This window comes from Providencia sp. PROV004 (assembly GCF_011045615.1).
Taxonomy (GTDB): domain Bacteria; phylum Pseudomonadota; class Gammaproteobacteria; order Enterobacterales; family Enterobacteriaceae; genus Providencia; species Providencia rettgeri.
In genome coordinates this window covers 3,438,384-3,458,772 of the sequence record NZ_CP042859.1, presented here as the reverse complement: position 1 = coordinate 3,458,772, position 20,389 = coordinate 3,438,384, and the positions used below count along the sequence as shown (strand labels likewise).

Here is a 20,389-nt window from a genome sequence, read left to right as displayed (position 1 = left end):
ACTCAGCTCCAGAGCTTTTCTAATTCATACATACGACGACTCTCATCTTGCATAATATGAACAATGGCATCGCCAAGGTCGACGACTATCCAATCAGAAATACCTTGCCCTTCAACACCTAATGGCATTAAACCATTTTTACGGCAAGCTTCGATTAACCTGTCAGCGACTGACATCAAATGGCGGCTCGATGTCCCTGTACAGATGATCATCTGATCGGTAATACTTGATTTCCCTTGAACATCGATAGTAATGATATCTTCTGCTTTAGCATCATCAAGCTGATCGATAATAAATTGTTGGAGTTCAGTTCCTTGCAAAAGGTTCACCTTTTATTCAAATAAACAGAATATCACGTTAAACACTGTTTGTAGTTTGTAGATAAAATAATCGCTGATAACAAAGTAAACATATTAACAGCCCTGCTATTTTACCCTAGATTTTAAGAAAAATCGGCTAAATTATTTTTTATTCATCGTGGAGTGAAATTTATAGGGATATCCGTACATTTGAGCAAGAAGTTTGTGCTAACTTTACAAAATAACGCTAAAAACTGTACTCCTGACAAATATTTTAGAATGAGACGTGTATTGTGCAAATAATTAAACCAAAAGTTTTTATATTTGAAGGAATTAATCATCTATCCGCTAATATTCATCCACAGGTGAATTCTATGGTTGAATTTGTAACGAACCTCACCCATGAGCGGATGCAAAATAAAGTTAATGGTATTATTTGCTCTAGACAGCAACTTGTTAAATTACAAGGATTATTCCCTGCGAATATTCCGATATTAACGGATGATAAGCTACAAGATATAGCGTTGTGGGACTGCTTTTTAACGAAATTGTATACGATAGAAAGATTAGATGGTTTATATAACGATTTAACACATCACAACATGATTCAATTTCATAGTTGCCATAAATATCTCATCATGGCGTATTCACCTATTGGCTATCAGTATACAGGGCGTTTAGTGGCGAGTATTAAAAGTAGTACCGACCTTGTGTGTTTTTTTAATCAATATAAAGCCTGTTTAATGGAAATATTGGCGGCAGTGCCAGCAAAAAACATTGAAGTTAATGCGTTGAGCCATATGCAAGGCTATTTCAAACATAAAGCCACGAAAGATGAGAAAAAACGCTTATTATGGCTGATTAATGACTATTTAGCGGGTAATTTACCACTAAACAGGCCATTAGAGATGATGAAGCAATTGCTTGTTCAATACCCAGACAGCTATTTAATGGAGCAAGTTATTTTTGAGCCATATCCTAATAGTTGTTCAATAAGAGAGTTCCCTTATTGTTGGTAAAGGTGCTGTTGATGAATATATTGCAAAACCGCATCTGGAATTAATTCGTGACAAGAGTCGCCCGAGCTTAATTTTTCGCGGATCTCTGTTGCAGAGATATTTACCAATGGGGTATCCCCAATAAAAATGTACCCATTGGCCGTTTGATTTAAAGCAATCGGGTCTGTTGTTTGATGTTCTAACAGCCAGTTTTGCATTATAGGGTCGGAAAATTGAGTGGCATACCCCGGACGCGAACAGACTAATAGATGACAGTTATCTAAAATTCGATCCCAACCGTACCATTTATTAATCGACAATAAAGAATCTTGACCAATAATAAACGCAAGGGGCTTTTCTGGCCCAATTTCTTGACGTAGTTCAGCGAGAGTTTCTATCGTATAAGAAGGGCTATTTTTCGCTAATTCACGCGTATCGATAGCAAATAAAGGGTTATCCTGTATTGCTAACTTCACCATTTCTAAACGTTGTGATGGAGTTGCTTCTGGTTGTGGGCGATGGGGGGGAACGTGGTTTGGTAGCAAGATCACTTTTTCGAGCCCAACTTGCTGAGCAAGGGCTTGCACAGGGCGTAAATGGCCAAAGTGAATGGGGTCGAATGTTCCACCGAATAACGCTAGTAAGTTATGCTGTTTTGAAAATGAATTACTCATGAATAAAATTCTCTGCAAATGCTTTGCCGCATAATAGCATAGACAGTGATTGCAGGTCAGGCCATGGAGAATGGCTAAAATCTTGTTTTATATTGATTTCTGCTTGCGTTAATAACATTAATGCGGATTGCAATTGATGCAGTGTTAAGCGTTGTAAGGCTTCAGTGAGCACACCTCGGCGGTTTTGCCAAACTTTGTGCTGATCAAACAATGTTTTTAATGGGATTGTTACAGATTGGCGTTTCAATGTAATTAGCAGCATCAGATCGCGTTGGATTGAGCGCAATAATATAACGGGCTCAACATCCTCTTGTTGCAGTTGCTCTAAAATATGCCAAGAACGGCGCGATTTACCAGCCAATAGGGCATCAACCCAATGATAGGGCGTAAAATGCGCAGAATCATTCACGGCACTTTCGACACGAGGGTAGGTGAGTTTACCATCAGGATAAAGAAGGGATAGCCGTTCAAGTGCTTGCGCTAAGCCAAGTAAATTCCCTTCATAACAATAGCAAAGTAGTTGGTTAGCTTCGGTTTCTAAAGAAAGCCGCATACTGTAGGCGCGTTTAGAAACCCATTGTGGTAACCGTTGATATTCAGGGGTCAGGCAACTGATATAAATGGCGTCTTGGCTAATCGCTTTAAACCAAGCACTGTTTTCTTGTGCTTTCGTGAGTTTATGGCCGCGTAACACAAGAAGTAGGTCTGAATGGAGTAGCTGCGCCAGTTCATTCAACTTTTCTGCCATGGCAGCGTTAGGGCCATTTTCAGGCAACAGCAGAGTGAGTGTTTGGCGGCTAGCAAACAGGCTTAAAGCTTGACAGAGACTAAAAATTTCATCCCAGTCAGTATTTTGCTCAAGAGCAAACGAAAAATGTTCCTCAAAGCCTTGTTCTTGTGCCGCTTTGCGGATGGCATCTTGGCTTTCTTGAAGAAGAAGGGGCTCATTGCCCCATATTAAATAGCGGCCTCTTAGAGACTCTTGTAACGAAGAGGCCAGCTGTTCAGGGTAGATACGCGTCATTATGGTTGAGTATTCGCATCAGCCGCTTGGTTTTTTGCCTTCTCAAGTTCTGCTGAATGAACAAGCAATAATTTACGTACAATATTACGTGCAGCTTGTTCTTGCATTTCTTGTCTTACAATTTCTTTTTCAGCATCTTTCGCAAGCGCTTCTAAAGGGTTGTCGAAGAAAGTGCGTTCAACACGGCTTTGTAAAGGATAGATAGCTCCATCAGGCATCAACACTTGCACATTCATTACCAGTGTTAATTGTTTCTCTGCCGCTTTACCATCTTGATAAACGGACACAGTTTCAGTGTTTTCATTAGAGCTCAAAACTTTCAAAATGGGGACACCGGCTCTTCCCGTTTCGAGAATGGTCACGTTATTGAGCCGCAGTTGCTCCCTAAGCGCCCTTGTAAGGTAGCCATATGGGTCACTTGAACTTAGCTGCAATGTTCTCAGTTCCTCAGGAATTTGAGTTGTTCCTTGAAGACGAAAACCGCAACCTGCGGTGACTAGTACCGCTAAGCTCAAAAATAAAGTTATCAGATAACGCACCTGGCCTCCTTATCAGCCAATAACCTAATATTAACCTACAACAAGGTTAAGCAATTTGCCTGGGACATAGATTACTTTGCGGATGCTAACACCTTCAAGGTATTTCGCTACGCTCGGTTCATTTTTTGCCATATCTAGGACAAATTCTTGGTTTGCATCAGCCGGAACGGTAATGCGACCACGAACCTTGCCATTAACTTGAACGACAACCAGTTTGGTATCGTCAATCATGGCTGTTTCATCAGCAACTGGCCATTGTGCGAAATCGATGTCTGTTTGGTGACCGAGCGCTTTCCACATTTCAAAGCAAGCATGTGGAATGATTGGAGATAGCATCAGTGTGATTGCTTCGAGAGACTCTTGTACTAATGCACGGTCTTGCTCAGTTTCCTGTGGTGCACGAACTAATTTGTTCAAGAATTCCATGATAGCGGCAATCGCAGTGTTAAATGCATAACGACGACTGAAATCATCGGAGACTTTCGCGATTGTTTTGTGCAGGTCACGACGTAAGTCTTTTTGTTCTGGTGTTAATGTGCTGATATCTAAAGGTGAAGTTGCACCTTTTTGTGAATGCTCATGCACTAAACGCCAAACGCGACGCACGAAGCGGTTAGCCCCTTCAACGCTGGATTCTTGCCACTCAAGGGTTAACTCTGGTGGAGCAGCAAACATCATAAACAGACGAACAGTATCCGCACCGTATTTTTCGACCATTAATTGAGGGTCAATACCGTTGTTTTTCGACTTAGACATTTTGCTCATGCCGGTATACACCAGTTCATGACCTTCATTGTCTACCGCTTTAGTTATACGGTTTTTGTCGTCACGTTCAACAATGGCATCGGCTGGGGAAACCCAAACACGTTGGCCATCGCTACCTGTGTAGTAGAATGCATCAGCCAGCACCATGCCTTGGCACAGTAAGCGTTTTGCTGGTTCATCGGAGTTGACTAACCCTGCATCACGCATCAACTTATGGAAGAAGCGGAAATACATTAAGTGCATGATGGCGTGTTCGATACCACCAATATATTGGTCAACCGGTAACCAGTAGTTTGCTGCCTCAGGGTCTAACATGCCGTCGTCATATTGCGGGCAGGTATAACGAGCATAGTACCAAGAAGATTCCATGAAGGTATCGAAGGTATCGGTTTCACGTAATGCAGGTTGACCATTAATGGTCATTTTAGCCCATTCAGGATCTGCTTTAATCGGGCTTGTAATACCGTTCATTACGACATCTTCTGGCAAAATGACAGGTAACTGATCTTCAGGAACCGGAACCACAGTGCCATCTTCCAATGTTGCCATTGGGATTGGAGCACCCCAGTAGCGTTGACGTGAAACACCCCAGTCACGTAAGCGGTAGTTTACCTTGCGTTGACCAGCACCCAGAGCAACGAGTTTATCTGAAATAGCATTGAAACCCGCTTGGTGGTCTAATCCACTGAATTCACCTGAGTTAATCAGTGCATTTTTCTCAGTCATCGCTTCTTGGGATAAATCAGGCTCGTTGCCATCAGCATCGGCAATAACCGCTTTGATGGGTAAGTTGTATTTGTGGGCGAATTCCCAGTCACGTTGGTCGTGAGCAGGAACGGCCATAACTGCGCCAGTACCGTATTCCATTAAAACAAAGTTAGCGACCCAAATTGGCAGTTTTTCTTGGGTTAATGGATGAATAACGAATAAGCCGGTTGCCATGCCTTTTTTATCCATGGTCGCCATATCCGCTTCCGCAGTTTTGGTGTTACGGCATTCATCAATAAATTGGGCTAATTCAGGGTTATTTGCCGCGGCTTCTTTAGCCAGAGGGTGACCCGCTGCAACAGCCACATAAGTTGCCCCCATAAAGGTATCAGGGCGAGTGGTATAGACTGTTAAGGTTTCATCACGGTCTGCAACATTGAATGTGATCTCAGTCCCTTCGGAACGGCCGATCCAGTTGCGCTGCATGGTTTTGACTTGCTCTGGCCAGTCATCTAATTTGTCGAGGTCGTTGAGCAGCTCTTCTGCGTAGTCGGTAATTTTAATAAACCACTGTGGGATTTCTTTGCGCTCAACAGGGGTGTCACAACGCCAGCAGCAGCCATCAACCACTTGTTCATTCGCCAAAACAGTTAAGTCGTGAGGGCACCAGTTAACCGCAGAGGTTTTTTTGTACACTAAACCTTTTTCATACAGTTTAGTAAAGAACCATTGTTCCCAACGGTAATATTCAGGAGTACAAGTGGTGACTTCGCGATCCCAATCGTAACCAAAACCGAGCATTTTCAGCTGGTTTTTCATGTAATCGATATTGGCGTAAGTCCATGGTGCAGGAGCAGTATTATTTTTAACCGCAGCACCTTCAGCAGGCAGACCAAACGCATCCCAACCAATTGGTTGGAGAACGTTTTTCCCCAACAAACGTTGGTAACGAGAGATAACGTCACCCATGGTGTAGTTACGTACGTGGCCCATGTGTAGTCGACCAGAAGGGTAAGGTAGCATGGACAGGCAATAGTATTTTTCTTTGCTGTTGTCTTCTGTCACTTTGAAAGTTGCTTTTTCATCCCAGTGACGCTGTACTTTAGGCTCTATATCTTCTGGACGATATTGTTCTTGCATGGCACCGATAATCCTATGGTGAATAAAGGCTACATCTGTAGCGTGAATGTCTTTCTTAATTGAGATCCGCATAGCATAGCGGATCTACACCGAAAACAACAATAGTTGATTAGCTGAACCTAATAGGGGGAAGCTGGATATTGTTTTTCGGGGAACGGATCAGGATATTTTACGCTGATAACCAAACAACTTAACTAAAAAAACAGTGAAATGGTAGTGGTTTCGTGAACTATTTCAAATTCAGCAAGTTGTTGTTGATTTATTCGCTTAGGCAATACTCATAGTGCAACAATATTGCCCCGCATGAATGTGTGTTAAGGCTAGGGAGCCTAATGGCTCCCTGAGAAAGATTAATGGAGAATTTTTGCGAGGAAATCTTTTGCACGATCAGATTGTGGGTTAGCGAAAAAGTCTTCTTTTTTACTGTCTTCGACAATCTTGCCTTCATCCATAAAAATAACGCGATTAGCCACTTTTTTGGCGAAGCCCATTTCATGGGTCACCACCATCATGGTCATTCCTTCATTGGCGAGCTCAACCATAACATCGAGTACTTCATTGATCATTTCAGGGTCAAGGGCCGATGTTGGTTCATCGAACAACATGGCGATAGGATCCATACACAGCGCTCGAGCAATAGCGACACGTTGTTGTTGTCCCCCTGAAAGCTGAGCTGGGAATTTATTGGCATGACTGGATAAACCCACGCGTTCCAATAATTTCAAACCTTTTGCTTCAGCTTCTTTTTTATCGCGGTTTAATACTTTAACTTGCGCCAATGTCAGATTTTCAATAATCGACAAATGAGGAAATAGCTCGAAGTGTTGGAATACCATCCCAACTTTAGAGCGAAGTTTTGCAAGGTCAGTTTTTTTGTTATTAACTTGAATATCATTCACAAAAATCTCACCCTGTTGAATTGGTTCTAAACCATTCACCGTTTTTATTAATGTGGATTTACCAGAACCAGATGGCCCGCACACAACCACAACTTCACCTTTTTTAACTTCAGTTGTGCAGTCTGTAAGCACCTGAAACTGGCCATACCATTTGGATACATTTTTCAGGGTTATCATGAAACAGTCCTTTTCTTAAGATAATTCACTAACATAGAAGCGCCAAAACTGATAATAAAGTACACCAGACCCGCAAACAGTACCATCTCTACTTGTGTCCCATCACGCTCACCAATATTGGTGGCAGTACGGAAAAAGTCTGTCAAACTGAGTACATACACGAGGGATGAGTCCTGAAACAGAACAATTCCTTGAGTTAACAACAGCGGCACCATGGCTTTAAAGGCTTGCGGTAATACCACGAGCCGCATGGTTTGCATATTTGTCATTCCCAAAGCTAACGCCGCAGAAGCTTGTCCTCGTGAAATACTTTGAATACCCGCACGAATAATTTCAGAATAATAAGCGGCTTCAAAAAGAGAGAAGGCTATCATTGCAGAAATTAAACGAATATCATTTTTTGGTGATAAGCCTAGAACATTTTGTAATAAGCTAGGAACGATTAAGTAGAACCACAGCAAAACCATAACCAACGGAATAGAACGGAATGTATTCACATACAGGGCTGCAAACCAGCTGATTGGCTTGAATGTGGATAACCGCATCACGGCCAAAACCGTTCCCCACAAAATTCCCACCACTATCGCGGTCAGTGTAATTTTCGCAGTGACAATGAAGCCATCGATTAAAAAGGGCATACTCGGAGCAATTGAGCTCCAATCAAATTCATACATCATTTTATCGCCCTCCAATGGTGCCTGGTAAGCGAACTTTGCGCTCTAATAACGTCATCAAAATCATGATAATGACGTTAATACCGACATAAGCTAATGTAATTGCGGTAAAGGATTCCCATGCGTGAGCAGAATAGTCCAATAGCTTTCCTGCTTGTGCCGCCATATCGACTAAGCCAATGGTTGACGCAATGGCTGAGTTTTTAACCAAGTTCAACATTTCTGAGGTCATTGGTGGCAAAATGACCCGATAGGCATTGGGTAATAGAACGTAGCGATAGGTTTGTGGCAAAGTGAGCCCCATTGCGAGTGCGGCACTTTTTTGCCCTCTAGGCAGTGACTGAATGGCTGCACGTACTTGCTCAGTCATTCGTGCTGCGGTGAATAACCCAAGGCAAAGCATTGAGGAAATAAAGAATTGATAATTAGGATCCAATTCCATTTTAAACCAATCCCCGATTGAACGAGGGAGAAGTTCTGGAATAACTAAATACCAAGTAAAAAATTGTACGATAAGCGGTACGTTACGGAATAACTCTACGTAAGCGGTACCTAAAAAAGCTAAAAAGCGGTTAGGTACGGTACGTAAAATACCGAAAAATGAACCGACTAAAAATGCGATGATCCAGGCGCAAATAGAAAGTGTTACGGTGACTTCGAGGCCAGATATTAACCACCCTAAGTAGGTGGTATTCCCAAAAGGGGCTTCCTGAAGGAAAATCCCCCAATTCCAATTAATAGACATAATATTGACTTCCTGTGGGCAATGAAATTCCCGAATACTGTCGTAAAAGAGGATGCAAGGCGGGGAACGACCGCCTTGCAATTCTTACTTCAGTAATACCCTGTTTGTCTTTTTATTAGTTTAATGCTTTATCATTTGGTTCTTTAAATAAGGCTTTCATTTCATCGGATAACGTAAATTTCAGGTTCAGATTTTTCGGAGGAATAGGTTGGTTGAACCAGCGATCAAAGGATTTTTCAGCGACACCTGATGTTTGTGCATTCGCAATGGTTTCATCGATAAGCGCTTTAAATTGAGGGTCATCTTTACGCAACATACAGCCATAAGCTTCTTCGGTTTGCGGCTTGCCAACGATTTCCCAGATATCCGGTTTCTTCGCTTTTGCACGCTCACCTGCTAACAACGCATCGTCCATCATAAAGGCAACAGCACGACCTGATTCTAAGGTACGGAACGAATCACCATGGTCTTTCGCACTGATAATGCGCATTTTCATATTTTTTTCATCATTTAACTGATTCAACAGAATTTCAGAAGTTGTACCTGAGGTCACGACGACATTTTTACCGGCTAAGTCAGCAAAGTCTTTCACACCAGAGTCACCTTTAGTGAGTAAGCGCGTCCCAACCACAAAGATTGTGTTAGAGAAAGCGGCTTGTTTTTGTCTTTCTACATTATTGGTTGTTGAACCACATTCAAAATCAAATGTGCCATTTTGCAGGAGTGGAATACGGTTTTGTGATGTGATTGGAATGAGTTTGACTTGCAGATCAGGCATGTTTAATTTTTTCTTCACTGCATCAACAATGGCATTTGAATAATCCTGTGAGTAACCAACCACTTTCTGGCTATTATCATAGTAAGAGAAAGGTACGGAAGATTCACGATGACCAACAACTATTACACCGTTGTCTTTGATTTTTTTCAGAGTGCCGTTTAACTCCTCTGCTTGGACTGCGCAGGTTGCACCTAAAATCATCATCGATAATACAAGTTTACTTATACGCATAGTTACAACTCCTTTAGAACATCGGTGTAAACCCGTTGTAATTTTTAAGGTGCTATCGCGAGATAACGCCTGAATTACTGTGGTTTCGTAGTGTTGTGTTTGCAAATATTTCGCAGATTTAGACAATTCCGCGATTATCCGCTATATGTTTTATTGTTGTTAAAAAGTAATTAAATTTGTTAATTAATGAAAACGAATTGTTTCAATTTCGGGAGCTGTCTCGCATATTATTTGGGTAATTTTTGAATTACCGCACTAACATGGTGATTTACCATCTAAAATTGTCTTAAACTGATAATCATGCACTGTTAAGGTGCAAGTTATCTTCGTTTCATGCCATATATTAGATAAAGCAATTTGCGTGCCTAGTTTTGGTAGAACTGCATTTTTGTTTACTGAAAAAGAGGGTGATATTTGTAAAGTTAGCTGATGGCACTTGTACGGAATGTTTTGCTGTGTAAGATGTAACCTCTATTTAACTTATAGATGGGGTAACGGTATTAGTCAAAGATAGGTTTTTATCGTTATGGTTGTCAAAGTCGCATAATTAGTGTTATTTCAGGAAGTTATACCAAGATGCGCATGAACAGGCATTTAAAATTAGGTAAAGGATTAGTGATATTCGCCTGTCTGATGGTATTGGTTTGTATGAATCAACGTGCCGTCGGAGAGCGTTTGCTCGCCAATTTTTTTGTGCCAGATGTATTAGCGCAAGCACAAATTAACACGGGTACTCACGTTTCTTATATCGATCAATCACAGGTAAAACAAAGTGATAGCAGCGGTACACATCTTTCCAGCTGTGAACTGAGTGCTAAGTCATTAATGACTTTGTTACCTGCTGTTCTTGAACCATTCTTCTTCATGTTTCTTTCTTTGGCTGCGCTAACTTTATTTTGTACTAATCTATTTATATCTAGAGCAAATAATGAAGAGAAGCATGCCCCTCCAAGAGTCAGACGACACTTACAATTTTGTAATCTTCGGAATTAGCACACAACGGATAGGGACTCGTTTGTGTAATTTATTCTGGAGGAAACAATGCGTTTTTTAATTAATTCATTTTTTATATTTTTTGCACTATTTTCGAGCAGTTTATACGCTGCAGATACGGGGTGGTTGCAACCTGCGAATACGGGGTGGATGAATGACAACACTCCACGGCATGCGCAGGTCAGGTTATTAAGTTCGGCACAGGAAAATGGCAAAATCGACATTTTGCTCGATGTAAAACTTGATGACGGGTGGAAAACCTATTGGCGTTCGCCTGGCGAAGGTGGAGTCGCACCTGAAATTGTATGGTCGTCACCTGTTGAATCAACAGATTGGCAATGGCCAACACCTGGTCGCTTTGATGTCGCGGGTGTTTCAACTCAAGGCTATATGGGAGATATTGTTTTCCCCATTACAGTCACAAGTAATGAAAAGCTCGATAAACTTGCTGGAACACTCACGTTATCAACCTGCAGTAATGTGTGTATTTTAACCGATTACCCGTTTGAACTCGATTTAACAGAGCCAGCTCCTGCTGACTTTACTTGGGCATTTAACCAAGCCAAAGGGGCGGTTCCACCATCTAGTGGCTTAGTAGAGCAAACCAAAGTTGGCTTTACCAATGATAAGCTAATCATTGAATTACAAAAAAGTTCAGGAAATTCGTGGGAACAACCTAACATTTTTACTGATGTGGTTGAAGGTGCAGCATTAGGCGTGCCTGTAATAGAGACAACAGGCAATCATTTAACAGCAACAATAGATGTTGGTGATGATTGGGGAGGCGAGTCTCCCGATTTAACCGGTAAAACAGTTTCTTTTGTGGTTGCAGATGGCGAAATTTCGCAGCAAATTAGTCATCAAGTGAGTACATTTACTGGCACGATAGCATCAAAAGTGAGTGGTGCTTCGTTATGGCAGGTGATGCTATTTGCACTTTTGGGGGGCTTGATCCTTAATCTGATGCCATGCGTTCTGCCTGTGTTAGCGATGAAACTTGGCTCTGTATTGATGGTGCCTCATGGTGAGCAAAATACCATTCGCCGTCAGTTTTTATTGTCATCTCTTGGTATTTTAGTTTCCTTTTGGTTACTGGCGCTATTGATGACGTTATTACGAGTCGGTCAACAAGCTGTTGGTTGGGGTATTCAGTTCCAAAACCCATGGTTTATCGGTTTTATGGTATTGGTAACAGCGCTATTTACTGCAAATTTATTTGGCTTATTTGAAATCAACTTAGGTAGCAAGGCCAATACACGCTTGGCAACAGCTGGGGGGCATGGTAGCAGCGGTCATTTTTGGCAAGGGGTATTCGCGACATTATTGGCAACACCTTGCTCTGCACCATTTTTGGGCACAGCCGTAGCATTTGCACTGGCAGCGCCGATGGAAGAGTTGTGGTTGATCTTCACCGCATTAGGTATCGGTATGAGTTTACCGTGGTTACTGATCGCTGCTTTTCCGGCTATCTCTCGCTTACTACCAAAACCAGGTATGTGGATGCTGAAATTACGCGCCATACTAGGGTTAATGATGCTGGTATCTAGCTTATGGTTAATTAGCTTATTAATACCACATTTTGGTGTGCCTACTTCGACGGCGATTGCTGTCATTTTCTTAGTATTATTAGTTGTTTTTATCGCGATAAAACGAGGTGTAAGGGCAGCTATCTTGCCATTCATATTATTTGCCGTTTTTGCTGGTGGGTTTGTTTGGATGACGCAAGAACAGCATTCCGGCAGCCGTTCTCTCGTTAAAGATACCGTAAATTGGCAACCTTTGACTGAGCAAGCGATTACGGCTGCGCTGGCGGATAACAAGCGCGTCTTTATTGATGTTACTGCTGAATGGTGTGTGACTTGTAAGGCAAATAAATACAATGTACTACTGAGAGATGATATCCAACAGCTACTTAGTGAACCTGATGTTGTTACTTTACGAGGTGATTGGACCAAACCTTCACCTGAAATTACGGCATTTTTACAAAAACGTGGGCAGGTCGCTGTTCCATTTAATCAAATTTATGGCCCTAACTTGGCCGAAGGCGAAGTACTGTCAACAATACTTGACCGTGAATCGCTAATATCCGTTATGAATCAGGCCAAAGGAGCCACAAAATGAAAAAAACAATCTTAGCCGTTTTATTTTCGTCGCTAATGATGGGGTCAGTAGCACAAGCGGCACCTTTAAGTGCAGACCAAGAAGCGCAAGTGCGTAAATTAGTGCGTGATACTTTGATTGAAAACCCAGAAATTTTGGAAGAAGCGATTGTTGCCCTGCAAGCTAAACAAGGGGAAAGACAACAAGCCCAAATGAAAGAAACGTTAAAAGCGGAGCACGATGCTTTGTTTAATGACCCAACCAGCCCGCGTATCGGTAAAAAAGATGCCAAGTTAGTTTTGGTTAATTTTACTGATTTTAACTGCCCATTCTGTAAGCGTTTCGACCCACAACTGATGGATCTTGTGAAAAAATACCCTGATGATGTGGCTGTGGTAATTAAATACTTACCATTTAAAGGCCAGACTTCAATGGATTCAGCTCAGTTAACCATGACGCTGTGGCAAGAAGACCCGAAAGCATTTGAAGCTCTACACCACAAATTTATGCAAAAACAAGGCATGCTATCAGATGCCAATATCAAAGATGCGCTTAAAGCGACAGGAAACGATAAACTGAAAGCCAGTGATAAGAGCCGTGATGGCATTCGCACCAATATGATGTTGGCAGAGAAATTGGGTGTGAATGGTACGCCAGCAACATTGGTAGGTGATGAGTTGATCCCAGGTGCTATTGATGCACAGCAGTTTGAGGCGGTAGTGAAGGAGCAGTTGGCTAAGCTCAAATAATCCTCGTTATCCTCGTCATATTTCGCGCTGTGGCGTTGTTGGCTGCTCTCGACTACGTGAGTCACATACTTGTGTATGCTCCCCACGATAGTCTCGTTTGCCGCCTAGCCACAACGCGAATTATTTAGAGGATAAAGATTAAATAATCTAAACTCTAAAATTAGAGGATAAAGATTAAATAATCCAAACTCTAGAATTAGAGGATAAAGATTAAACAATCCAAACTCTAAAATTAGAGGATAAAGATTAAACAATCCAAAACTCTAGAATTAGAGGATAGGAAAACAAATATTTAATTAAATGCTAAAGCATTCATTTTAAGTGGATGTTTTGGTTTCTTACATCATTGATTTGTACTATTTGATACCAAATAGGTAAGCAACTATATGAATAAAATAAAAAAATGGTCTAAAGAAATTATTGTTTTGGCAATTATTTTATTTATTGCCTTTACAGTGATGGATTTATGGCGCAAGCCACAAACCCTTGCGCCTGTATTATTGGAACAACACACTCTGGCCAACGGTGAGACGGTTTCATTGGCAGAGTTAAGTAAAGAAAAACCGATATTGGTTTATTTCTGGGCGACGTGGTGTGGGGTCTGTAATTTGACTTCGCCAACGGTATCAGAATTAAGCCAATCAGGTATGCCAATTATTTCGGTAGCGATACGTTCAGGTGAAACATCTCGCTTAATCAAGGGGATGGAAAACAAGGAGCTAACCTTTCCTGTGATCAACGATATAAGCGGGCAACTTTCCAATGCGGTTGGGGTCAGTGCGACGCCCACTTTTATGGTGATTGATAACGGTGAGCTAGTCAGTTTTACATCGGGTTGGACGAGTTCTTATGGCTTAAAAATGCGTATGTGGTTGGCATCTTTTTAGTTTTCTATCATCCCCTTTGGGCTAAAAAAGGGGATTTTTCTGCCTATAAGTTTAATTTATCATTATGGTAAACTCATTCGGCTATATAAATAATAAAATAGGTGAATGGGATGGCTATGTTTAAAAAAGTGGTTGGATTATTTTTAGGTGTGATACTAATCGCGGGATGTTCCCCTGAGGTGGAAGAGAAAACAGTACCAGAACAACCGTCAGGAACGATCGGAAATTCACAAATAGAACAGCGTTATGATGAAATAAAAGCTAATTCAACAGAAGATAAAATTAATGCCTTTAATGCTAAAGGAGATGATGACCCAACGATGTTACGGGGCATTTTTCTGTCTGACATGGCAGAATCATTACCTATGCTGATTGATGATGTGACTCTATTGACTGAAGTCACCGCGAAAAATGGCATGTTATTTTACCAATACACCATCAAAGGGATCCCTGATAACGTATTGGAAGGCGATAGCTGGCAGCAAAATATGCGTGAAATTTTGAACCGCAACTACTGCGGTAAAAATGCAGGTATGGATATTTTGCATGGAATGTTCCCTGAAGGCATTACGCATAATTACCATAAGTCCAACAAACTCATTTTTACTTATATTGTGACCCCTGCGATTTGCCAATAGCATTCATTGCGGTGCCTGATAATATTGATTTATCAGGCAGTTCAAAAATTAAAATTCCAAATTACGAATAAAACGGTAATCCGCTGATTGTGGTTTTAAGCGATATAAATTAGCAGGGCGACCGCGCTCATGGCGTTTCTCTCCAGTATCAATCAACAAATCCGCTTGTTCAAGTCGGCGCCTAAATGATTTATTTTGCAGGGGCTTACCAATCAGAACTTCATGGACATGTTGAAGTTCAGCTAAGGTAAAAACTTCAGGTAATGCAAAGCCTGGAACTATCGAATAAAGTGATTTTTGCTTTAGACGTTCTCTCGCTTGTTGATAGAGTTTAAAATGGTCGAACGCAAGAGAAAGCTGATCTATTTCATCAATAGAGACCCACCTGACAGAATCTACTGTATCAATATGGGCTTCACAGGCTTGGTAAGCAATTAGAGCCGTATAACAAACAGTGACAGACCAACCGCGTGGATCACGTTGGTGGTTTCCAACTGTACAAAGCTGCTCAATATAAGGGGGGATCACGCCTGTTTTTTCTTTTAGTTTACGTAAAATAGCTTCTTCTAAGGTTTGATCATGTTGCTCATCAATAAATCCTCCCGGCAAACCCCATTTCCCCTTTTCGGGGAAACTAGCTCGTTCAACCAGTAATACCTTCAACGTGTTTTCATGGTAAGCAAACAAAACGGCATCGACAGTGAGTAAAGGTGATAAATAATCCTTTCTGTCATAGCTAGCAAGAAATTCTTTTTCATTCATATTGTTACCACTCAAATTCAAAGGTGAAGTTTAGGGGGAAATCATACAGATAAAAATAGTTATTGTCATTAGGACATTTAGTTCTTGACTTGTTTTTGTCTATAAGACAATAATAAGTTAAAGTCTTAAGGACATTAATGAGGAGTACACTATGTTTAACTTTAAATATTTCAAAGCAGACTCATCAACTTTTGTTATTCAATCAGTGAATGGAAAAGTGCGTAAACAAGGTAAGGGGCTCAGTTTTTGGTATAACTTGGATAAAACCTCTATTGCGGCGCTTCCATTGAATGCACAAGAAGCCCCCTTTATTTTTAATTTACAATCTTCTGATTTCCAAAGTTTACGTATTCAGGGACAAATTTCTTTTCAGGTAGTCGCTGCCGAAAAAACGGCGGATGTTTTAAATTTTAACTTAACTAAAGATGGAAAAAGCTATGCATCTGAAGATCCACTTAAACTGAGCGACAGGGTAGTGCGTGCGGCTCAAACTATTATCCAAGCTAAGATACAAACTACTTCATTACGAGATGCATTATTGATTAGCCAATCATTGGTGACATTAGTTAGCAAGCAACTTGCAGAACAAGCTGCAATCGAGTCATTAGGCATCGCTATTTTAGATGTTTCCATTGCAGCAATTGCACCTTCACCTGAAACCCTCAAAGCATTAGAAGCACAAGCGAGAGAATCCATTTTGAAAGAAGCGGATGACGCTATCTATGCCAGACGAAAATTTTCTGTCGAACAAGAAAGGACGATTAAAGAAGCTGAGCTAGAAACTGACTTATCTGTGCAGGCCAAAGAGCAGCAAATTGAAGAAGCTCGCCTTGATAATGAACGTAAGTTGTTACGTGAACGTGCAGAGATTAAGCAAGAAGAATTAACAGCACAGGTGAGTGCGGAAGCAAAACGTAATGAGTTGGTGGCACTTAGCGTGGAAAACCAACGGATCCAATCTGATGCAGATGCCTATGCGATTGAATCTAAAATGAAAGCTTATAGCCAATTACCAGTGGAGAACTTAAAAGCCCTTGCGTTGGCGAAAATGGGACCAGAGCAATTGATGGCAATGGCATTTGAATCATTAGCACAAAATGCAGGAAAAATTGGCGAGTTAAATATTTCCCCTGATTTATTTGGACAGCTAATGAAAAAAGGGGCGAAATAATGAATAAGATTGATGATGCCCGATTTATTCTCGTGATACGTAAAACTCGCTTACAGGAGCTCATTGAACGCTTCAATACATGGCCTCAGGCAAAATTTTATTTGGAACATAATCATGTGGAAGTCGATGATTACTTGAATGAACATGATTTATATCAGCGGCAATTAGTTCAAGCTGAATCAATTTTGAAGTCTTTAGGCCGATTTCAATTATTGGAAAGAAAATTATTACCAAGTTACCAATTTTCTAAGCAGGACATTATCGTCGTGATTGGGCAGGATGGCTTAGTGGCTAATACGTTAAAGTATTTAAAAGGGCAGCCCGTTATTGCGATTAACCCCGATCCTGCAAGGTGGGATGGAAAACTACTGCCATTTGAAATTAGTCAATTACAGGAGGTGGTAACGAAAACATTGAAAGGTCAGGTTGAACAAAAATCAGTGACCTTTGCACAGGCAACAACCAATGACGGGCAATCACTACTGGCGGTGAACGATTTATTTATTGGCCCGAAAAGCCACACATCGGCACGTTATTTATTGAACTGGAATGGAGAACAAGAGTTTCAATCATCCTCTGGAATTATTATATCGACCGGACTTGGGTCAACGGGGTGGTTTCAATCTATTTTAGCGGGGGCACAGGCAATTATGGGAGGGAATAATCATCCGTTAGCACAAGGATTTGGCTGGGAGGAATGTAAGTTACAGTTTAGTGTTAGGGAGCCGTTTTTAAGTAAAACGACAGGAACCAGATGGGTATTTGGCACGATAGAGCCGAGTAACCCGTTAGCGGTGGAGTCATTAATGCCCGATAACGGCGTTATTTTTTCCGATGGTATTGAAGATGATTTTTTACAATTCAATGCAGGTTGTATTGTGACAGTGAAAATTGCAGATGTACGAGGGTTATTAGTTGCTTAGCTAGTTTCCCCACCTCAATTATAGGCATCGAGGTGGGGTTAACATCGTTACTTTTGACGTCTATTCATAGCAAAACCGAGAATACCAAATATCACGACCACTCCCCACATCGGATAATTACTCCAACGTGCGTAAGGAGTCAGCCCTGTTGTTGGGGTGACTTCAGTAGCCAGTGTTGCCGTTTTAAATTGTGGCAGCATATCCTGAATAGAGCCATCTGCACTGATCACTGCGGTGATACCATTATTGGTTGAGCGCAACAGTGGGCGGCCTAACTCCAAAGAACGCATCCGTGCCATTTGGAAGTGTTGCCAAGGGCCTATGGATTTTCCAAACCACGCATCATTTGAAACAGTAAGTAAGTAGTCGCTATCAGGCTTAAAGTTATCTCTGACCTGTGTACCTAAAATAATTTCATAGCAAATCGCAGCCGTTAGATGAATATTACCAACTGCTAATTGCGCTTGTTCATAATCGCCACGGCTAAAACCCGACATCGGCAAATTAAAGAACGGTGCGATAGGGCGCAGTAAATCTTCTAAAGGTACATATTCACCAAATGGCACTAAATGGTGTTTGTTATAGCGGTTTTTAGATGGATATAAATACGGTTTTTTATTGCCTAATACAATGATTGTATTATAAAAAGTATATTCACCATCCATCGGGCGTGCATCCACAATACCCGTAATTAACTGAGTGTTCGACTCTGCCAGTAATTGGTCGAGAGATTTAAGCCACGTTTGGTTGTCGAGCTCAACGGAAGGTACTGCCGATTCAGGCCAAACAATCAAAGACGCTTTACCGATATAAGGGCGAGAGAGCTCCATATAGGTGTCTTTGGTTTGTTGTAAGAAGCTGGCTTCCCACTTCATTGATTGGGGAATGTTGCCTTGAACCAGTGCCACTTCCATTTTCTTGTCTTCAAGGGAGGTAAACCATTGTACATTTTTGGCAATTAATGGGGCAAAAATTAAGGCAGCCGCAACAGCGAGCGCGATAAAGCTGCGGCGTAGGATAGCGAGTACTAGCAGACCACTGATGCTAAATAATAGCAACGTAATCATTTCCACCCCAAATATAGGAGCGAGAGCTTTCATCGGCCCATCAATTTGGCTATAACCAAATTGCAGCCATGGAAAACCAGTGAGAACCCAACCACGTAAAAACTCAGTAACCTGCCACAGTGCTGGGGCAAAAAAGACTAAACGCCAAATATTGGCATGTGGGGCAAATTTAGCCATCAATGCGCCAAAAAGCCCAGTATAAAGAGAAAGGTATGCCGCTAAAAGAATAACAATAAATACGTTAACAGGGCCTGGCATGCCGCCAAAATCTGCAATGCTGACGTAAACCCAGTTAACGCCACTACCGAATAAGCCAAATCCCCAAGCAAAGCCGATAGCAAAAGATTGCTTGACCGTGCGCTGCAAGGTCAGTAATTGGAGGAAAAGGATAGAAAGTAGTGCGGCAGGCCAGATGTCAAAAGGCGAAAAAGCCAGCGTTCCACTGGCTCCGAAAATTAAAGCCAGCAGTAACCGCAACCGCTGACTTTGATAAATAGACGTTGAGTTCATTAAGTCTTTTCTTCTTCCAAAGTTGGAACTGGCGCGTCGTCTGGGATTTTTACGTGAAGCAGAAGGATCCGGCGACTATCTGCCATCGCAACTTTAAATTGATAGTTGTCTATGGTTATGGTTTCACCACGAGAAGGCAGATGACCAAAGGCTTGCATAACGAGGCCACCGACCGTATCAACTTCTTCGTCACTAAAATGAGTCCCAAAGGCTTCATTGAAATCTTCAATCTGCGTCAGGGCGCGGACAGAATAAGAATGGCGGCTAAGCTGGCGAACATCAACATCGTCTTGGTCGTCATACTCGTCTTCGATTTCGCCTACGATGAGCTCTAAAATATCTTCAATGGTTACTAGACCAGAAACACCACCAAACTCATCAATAACGATAGCCATATGATAGCGTTGAGAGCGGAATTCTTTGAGTAGTCTGTCTACTCGCTTACTTTCAGGTACAACAACCGCTTGGCGTAATACCTTATCGATACTAAAAGGCTCTGCGTCGGTACGCATAAATGGCAGTAAATCTTTTGCCATCAATAACCCTTCGATATGGTCTTTGTCTTCACTAATAACAGGGAAGCGTGAGTGAGCAGAGTCAATAATGACATCAAGGCACTCATCAAGCGTTTGATTACGTTTTAAGGTAACAATTTGGGAACGCGGGATCATAATGTCGCGCACGCGTTGATCCGCGATATCCATTACCCCTTCAAGCATTTCGCGGGTGTCAGGATCGATCAAATCGTTCTGTTCAGAGTCGCGGATTAATTCGACCAAATCATCACGATTTTTAGGTTCACCATGAAATAGGTGATTTAACAGTGCAAAGAACCCTTTCTTAGGACCAGGGTTATCGCTACTCGAAGAGTTATCGTCGCTCATGGCGGTTAATTTTTTTTTCCTCAAAAAATACTCGTCATACTTCGAACTGCAGCG

20 protein-coding genes are annotated in these 20,389 nt (G+C 41.6%); 8 read left to right on the top strand and 12 right to left on the bottom strand.

What is annotated here, in order from left to right; genetic code table 11:
• Positions 1–2: 2 nt before the first annotated feature.
• Positions 3–329, bottom strand: coding sequence for a ribosome silencing factor (gene rsfS, locus FVA69_RS15805; protein ID WP_080641496.1), 327 nt, complete (start codon positions 327–329; stop codon positions 3–5).
• A 344-nt stretch (positions 330–673) separates the two neighbouring features.
• On the opposite strand from rsfS, the gene FVA69_RS15800 reads away from it, so the two are divergent.
• Entirely contained in the window at positions 674–1,318 is a 645-nt protein-coding gene (locus FVA69_RS15800) for a DUF1722 domain-containing protein (RefSeq protein ID WP_238789255.1), read from the top strand.
• Here the strand turns inward: FVA69_RS15800 and nadD are convergent.
• From nadD to FVA69_RS15760, 8 genes are all read right to left on the bottom strand, one after another.
• Positions 1,306–1,971 carry a nicotinate-nucleotide adenylyltransferase gene (gene nadD, locus FVA69_RS15795; protein ID WP_109913207.1) on the bottom strand — a complete coding sequence of 222 codons (666 nt, stop codon included), beginning with the start codon at positions 1,969–1,971 and terminating at the stop codon, positions 1,306–1,308. The two genes, FVA69_RS15800 and nadD, sit on opposite strands and share 13 nt — an antisense overlap.
• Entirely contained in the window at positions 1,964–2,995 is a 1,032-nt protein-coding gene (gene holA, locus FVA69_RS15790; RefSeq protein ID WP_164529093.1) for a DNA polymerase III subunit delta, read from the bottom strand. Before holA ends, nadD begins: the two co-directional genes overlap by 8 nt.
• On the bottom strand, positions 2,995–3,534 hold the full coding sequence (gene lptE / locus FVA69_RS15785) for an LPS assembly lipoprotein LptE (RefSeq protein WP_004908937.1): 540 nt from the start codon (positions 3,532–3,534) through the stop codon (positions 2,995–2,997). Before lptE ends, holA begins: the two co-directional genes overlap by 1 nt.
• Before the next feature lie 30 nt (positions 3,535–3,564).
• Positions 3,565–6,147: a leucine--tRNA ligase gene (gene leuS, locus FVA69_RS15780; protein WP_164529092.1), complete on the bottom strand. Its 2,583-nt coding sequence runs from the start codon at positions 6,145–6,147 to the stop codon at positions 3,565–3,567.
• A 350-nt stretch (positions 6,148–6,497) separates the two neighbouring features.
• Positions 6,498–7,223, bottom strand: coding sequence for an amino acid ABC transporter ATP-binding protein (locus tag FVA69_RS15775; protein WP_004257041.1), 726 nt, complete (start codon positions 7,221–7,223; stop codon positions 6,498–6,500).
• Entirely contained in the window at positions 7,220–7,897 is a 678-nt protein-coding gene (gene gltK / locus FVA69_RS15770; protein ID WP_109913215.1) for a glutamate/aspartate ABC transporter permease GltK, read from the bottom strand. Before gltK ends, FVA69_RS15775 begins: the two co-directional genes overlap by 4 nt.
• Before the next feature lie 4 nt (positions 7,898–7,901).
• On the bottom strand, positions 7,902–8,642 hold the full coding sequence (locus FVA69_RS15765) for an amino acid ABC transporter permease (protein WP_109913204.1): 741 nt from the start codon (positions 8,640–8,642) through the stop codon (positions 7,902–7,904).
• 115 nt (positions 8,643–8,757) lie between these two features.
• Positions 8,758–9,624, bottom strand: coding sequence for a glutamate/aspartate ABC transporter substrate-binding protein (locus FVA69_RS15760; RefSeq protein ID WP_004257033.1), 867 nt, complete (start codon positions 9,622–9,624; stop codon positions 8,758–8,760).
• A 609-nt stretch (positions 9,625–10,233) separates the two neighbouring features.
• On the opposite strand from FVA69_RS15760, the gene FVA69_RS15755 reads away from it, so the two are divergent.
• The 5 genes from FVA69_RS15755 to FVA69_RS15735 all read left to right on the top strand — a co-directional run bounded on the left by FVA69_RS15755 (position 10,234) and on the right by FVA69_RS15735 (position 15,018).
• Positions 10,234–10,644, top strand: a complete 411-nt coding sequence (locus FVA69_RS15755) for a hypothetical protein (protein WP_042851762.1) — start codon at positions 10,234–10,236, stop codon at positions 10,642–10,644.
• Positions 10,645–10,692: 48 nt separating this feature from the next.
• Positions 10,693–12,765 carry a protein-disulfide reductase DsbD family protein gene (locus tag FVA69_RS15750; RefSeq protein WP_164529091.1) on the top strand — a complete coding sequence of 691 codons (2,073 nt, stop codon included), beginning with the start codon at positions 10,693–10,695 and terminating at the stop codon, positions 12,763–12,765.
• Positions 12,762–13,493: a DsbA family protein gene (locus tag FVA69_RS15745; protein ID WP_004908958.1), complete on the top strand. Its 732-nt coding sequence runs from the start codon at positions 12,762–12,764 to the stop codon at positions 13,491–13,493. Before FVA69_RS15750 ends, FVA69_RS15745 begins: the two co-directional genes overlap by 4 nt.
• A gap of 386 nt (positions 13,494–13,879) precedes the next feature.
• The gene (locus FVA69_RS15740) at positions 13,880–14,380 is read left to right on the top strand and encodes a protein disulfide oxidoreductase (RefSeq protein WP_004908960.1); all 501 of its coding nucleotides are present in this window, start codon (positions 13,880–13,882) and stop codon (positions 14,378–14,380) included.
• Positions 14,381–14,490: 110 nt separating this feature from the next.
• Positions 14,491–15,018, top strand: a complete 528-nt coding sequence (locus FVA69_RS15735) for a hypothetical protein (RefSeq protein ID WP_004908962.1) — start codon at positions 14,491–14,493, stop codon at positions 15,016–15,018.
• A 48-nt stretch (positions 15,019–15,066) separates the two neighbouring features.
• Here the strand turns inward: FVA69_RS15735 and FVA69_RS15730 are convergent, their stop codons facing one another.
• Positions 15,067–15,780, bottom strand: a complete 714-nt coding sequence (locus FVA69_RS15730) for an NUDIX hydrolase (protein WP_004908966.1) — start codon at positions 15,778–15,780, stop codon at positions 15,067–15,069.
• Positions 15,781–15,931: 151 nt separating this feature from the next.
• Between FVA69_RS15730 and FVA69_RS15725 the strand changes: the two genes are divergently transcribed.
• Positions 15,932–16,951, top strand: coding sequence for an SPFH domain-containing protein (locus FVA69_RS15725; RefSeq protein WP_164529090.1), 1,020 nt, complete (start codon positions 15,932–15,934; stop codon positions 16,949–16,951).
• Positions 16,951–17,874, top strand: a complete 924-nt coding sequence (locus FVA69_RS15720) for a sugar kinase (protein WP_109913201.1) — start codon at positions 16,951–16,953, stop codon at positions 17,872–17,874. The genes FVA69_RS15725 and FVA69_RS15720 overlap by 1 nt, the downstream gene beginning before the upstream one ends.
• A 47-nt stretch (positions 17,875–17,921) precedes the next feature.
• Here FVA69_RS15720 and lnt read toward each other — a convergent pair whose 3' ends face one another.
• Both lnt and corC read right to left on the bottom strand, forming a co-directional pair.
• Complete coding sequence (gene lnt, locus FVA69_RS15715) at positions 17,922–19,451, bottom strand: apolipoprotein N-acyltransferase (protein ID WP_164529089.1); 1,530 nt, start codon at positions 19,449–19,451, stop codon at positions 17,922–17,924.
• A complete protein-coding gene (corC, locus tag FVA69_RS15710; RefSeq protein ID WP_004908986.1) occupies positions 19,451–20,335 on the bottom strand; it encodes a CNNM family magnesium/cobalt transport protein CorC in 885 nt (294 codons plus the stop codon). The genes lnt and corC overlap by 1 nt, the downstream gene beginning before the upstream one ends.
• Between the last annotated feature and the right edge of the window lie 54 nt (positions 20,336–20,389).

What these genes read in the sequence shown, in the direction of transcription:
- FVA69_RS15800 (WP_238789255.1), top strand. Translation starts at nt 674, where the DNA reads ATGGTTGAATTTGTAACGAACCTCACCCATGAGCGGATGCAAAATAAA.
- nadD (WP_109913207.1), bottom strand. Translation starts at nt 1,971, where the DNA reads ATGAGTAATTCATTTTCAAAACAGCATAACTTACTAGCGTTATTCGGT.
- holA (WP_164529093.1), bottom strand. Translation starts at nt 2,995, where the DNA reads ATGACGCGTATCTACCCTGAACAGCTGGCCTCTTCGTTACAAGAGTCT.
- leuS (WP_164529092.1), bottom strand. Translation starts at nt 6,147, where the DNA reads ATGCAAGAACAATATCGTCCAGAAGATATAGAGCCTAAAGTACAGCGT.
- FVA69_RS15775 (WP_004257041.1), bottom strand. Translation starts at nt 7,223, where the DNA reads ATGATAACCCTGAAAAATGTATCCAAATGGTATGGCCAGTTTCAGGTG.
- gltK (WP_109913215.1), bottom strand. Translation starts at nt 7,897, where the DNA reads ATGTATGAATTTGATTGGAGCTCAATTGCTCCGAGTATGCCCTTTTTA.
- FVA69_RS15765 (WP_109913204.1), bottom strand. Translation starts at nt 8,642, where the DNA reads ATGTCTATTAATTGGAATTGGGGGATTTTCCTTCAGGAAGCCCCTTTT.
- FVA69_RS15760 (WP_004257033.1), bottom strand. Translation starts at nt 9,624, where the DNA reads ATGATGATTTTAGGTGCAACCTGCGCAGTCCAAGCAGAGGAGTTAAAC.
- FVA69_RS15755 (WP_042851762.1), top strand. Translation starts at nt 10,234, where the DNA reads ATGAACAGGCATTTAAAATTAGGTAAAGGATTAGTGATATTCGCCTGT.
- FVA69_RS15750 (WP_164529091.1), top strand. Translation starts at nt 10,693, where the DNA reads ATGCGTTTTTTAATTAATTCATTTTTTATATTTTTTGCACTATTTTCG.
- FVA69_RS15745 (WP_004908958.1), top strand. Translation starts at nt 12,762, where the DNA reads ATGAAAAAAACAATCTTAGCCGTTTTATTTTCGTCGCTAATGATGGGG.
- FVA69_RS15740 (WP_004908960.1), top strand. Translation starts at nt 13,880, where the DNA reads ATGAATAAAATAAAAAAATGGTCTAAAGAAATTATTGTTTTGGCAATT.
- FVA69_RS15735 (WP_004908962.1), top strand. Translation starts at nt 14,491, where the DNA reads ATGGCTATGTTTAAAAAAGTGGTTGGATTATTTTTAGGTGTGATACTA.
- FVA69_RS15730 (WP_004908966.1), bottom strand. Translation starts at nt 15,780, where the DNA reads ATGAATGAAAAAGAATTTCTTGCTAGCTATGACAGAAAGGATTATTTA.
- FVA69_RS15725 (WP_164529090.1), top strand. Translation starts at nt 15,932, where the DNA reads ATGTTTAACTTTAAATATTTCAAAGCAGACTCATCAACTTTTGTTATT.
- FVA69_RS15720 (WP_109913201.1), top strand. Translation starts at nt 16,951, where the DNA reads ATGAATAAGATTGATGATGCCCGATTTATTCTCGTGATACGTAAAACT.
- lnt (WP_164529089.1), bottom strand. Translation starts at nt 19,451, where the DNA reads ATGAACTCAACGTCTATTTATCAAAGTCAGCGGTTGCGGTTACTGCTG.
- corC (WP_004908986.1), bottom strand. Translation starts at nt 20,335, where the DNA reads ATGAGCGACGATAACTCTTCGAGTAGCGATAACCCTGGTCCTAAGAAA.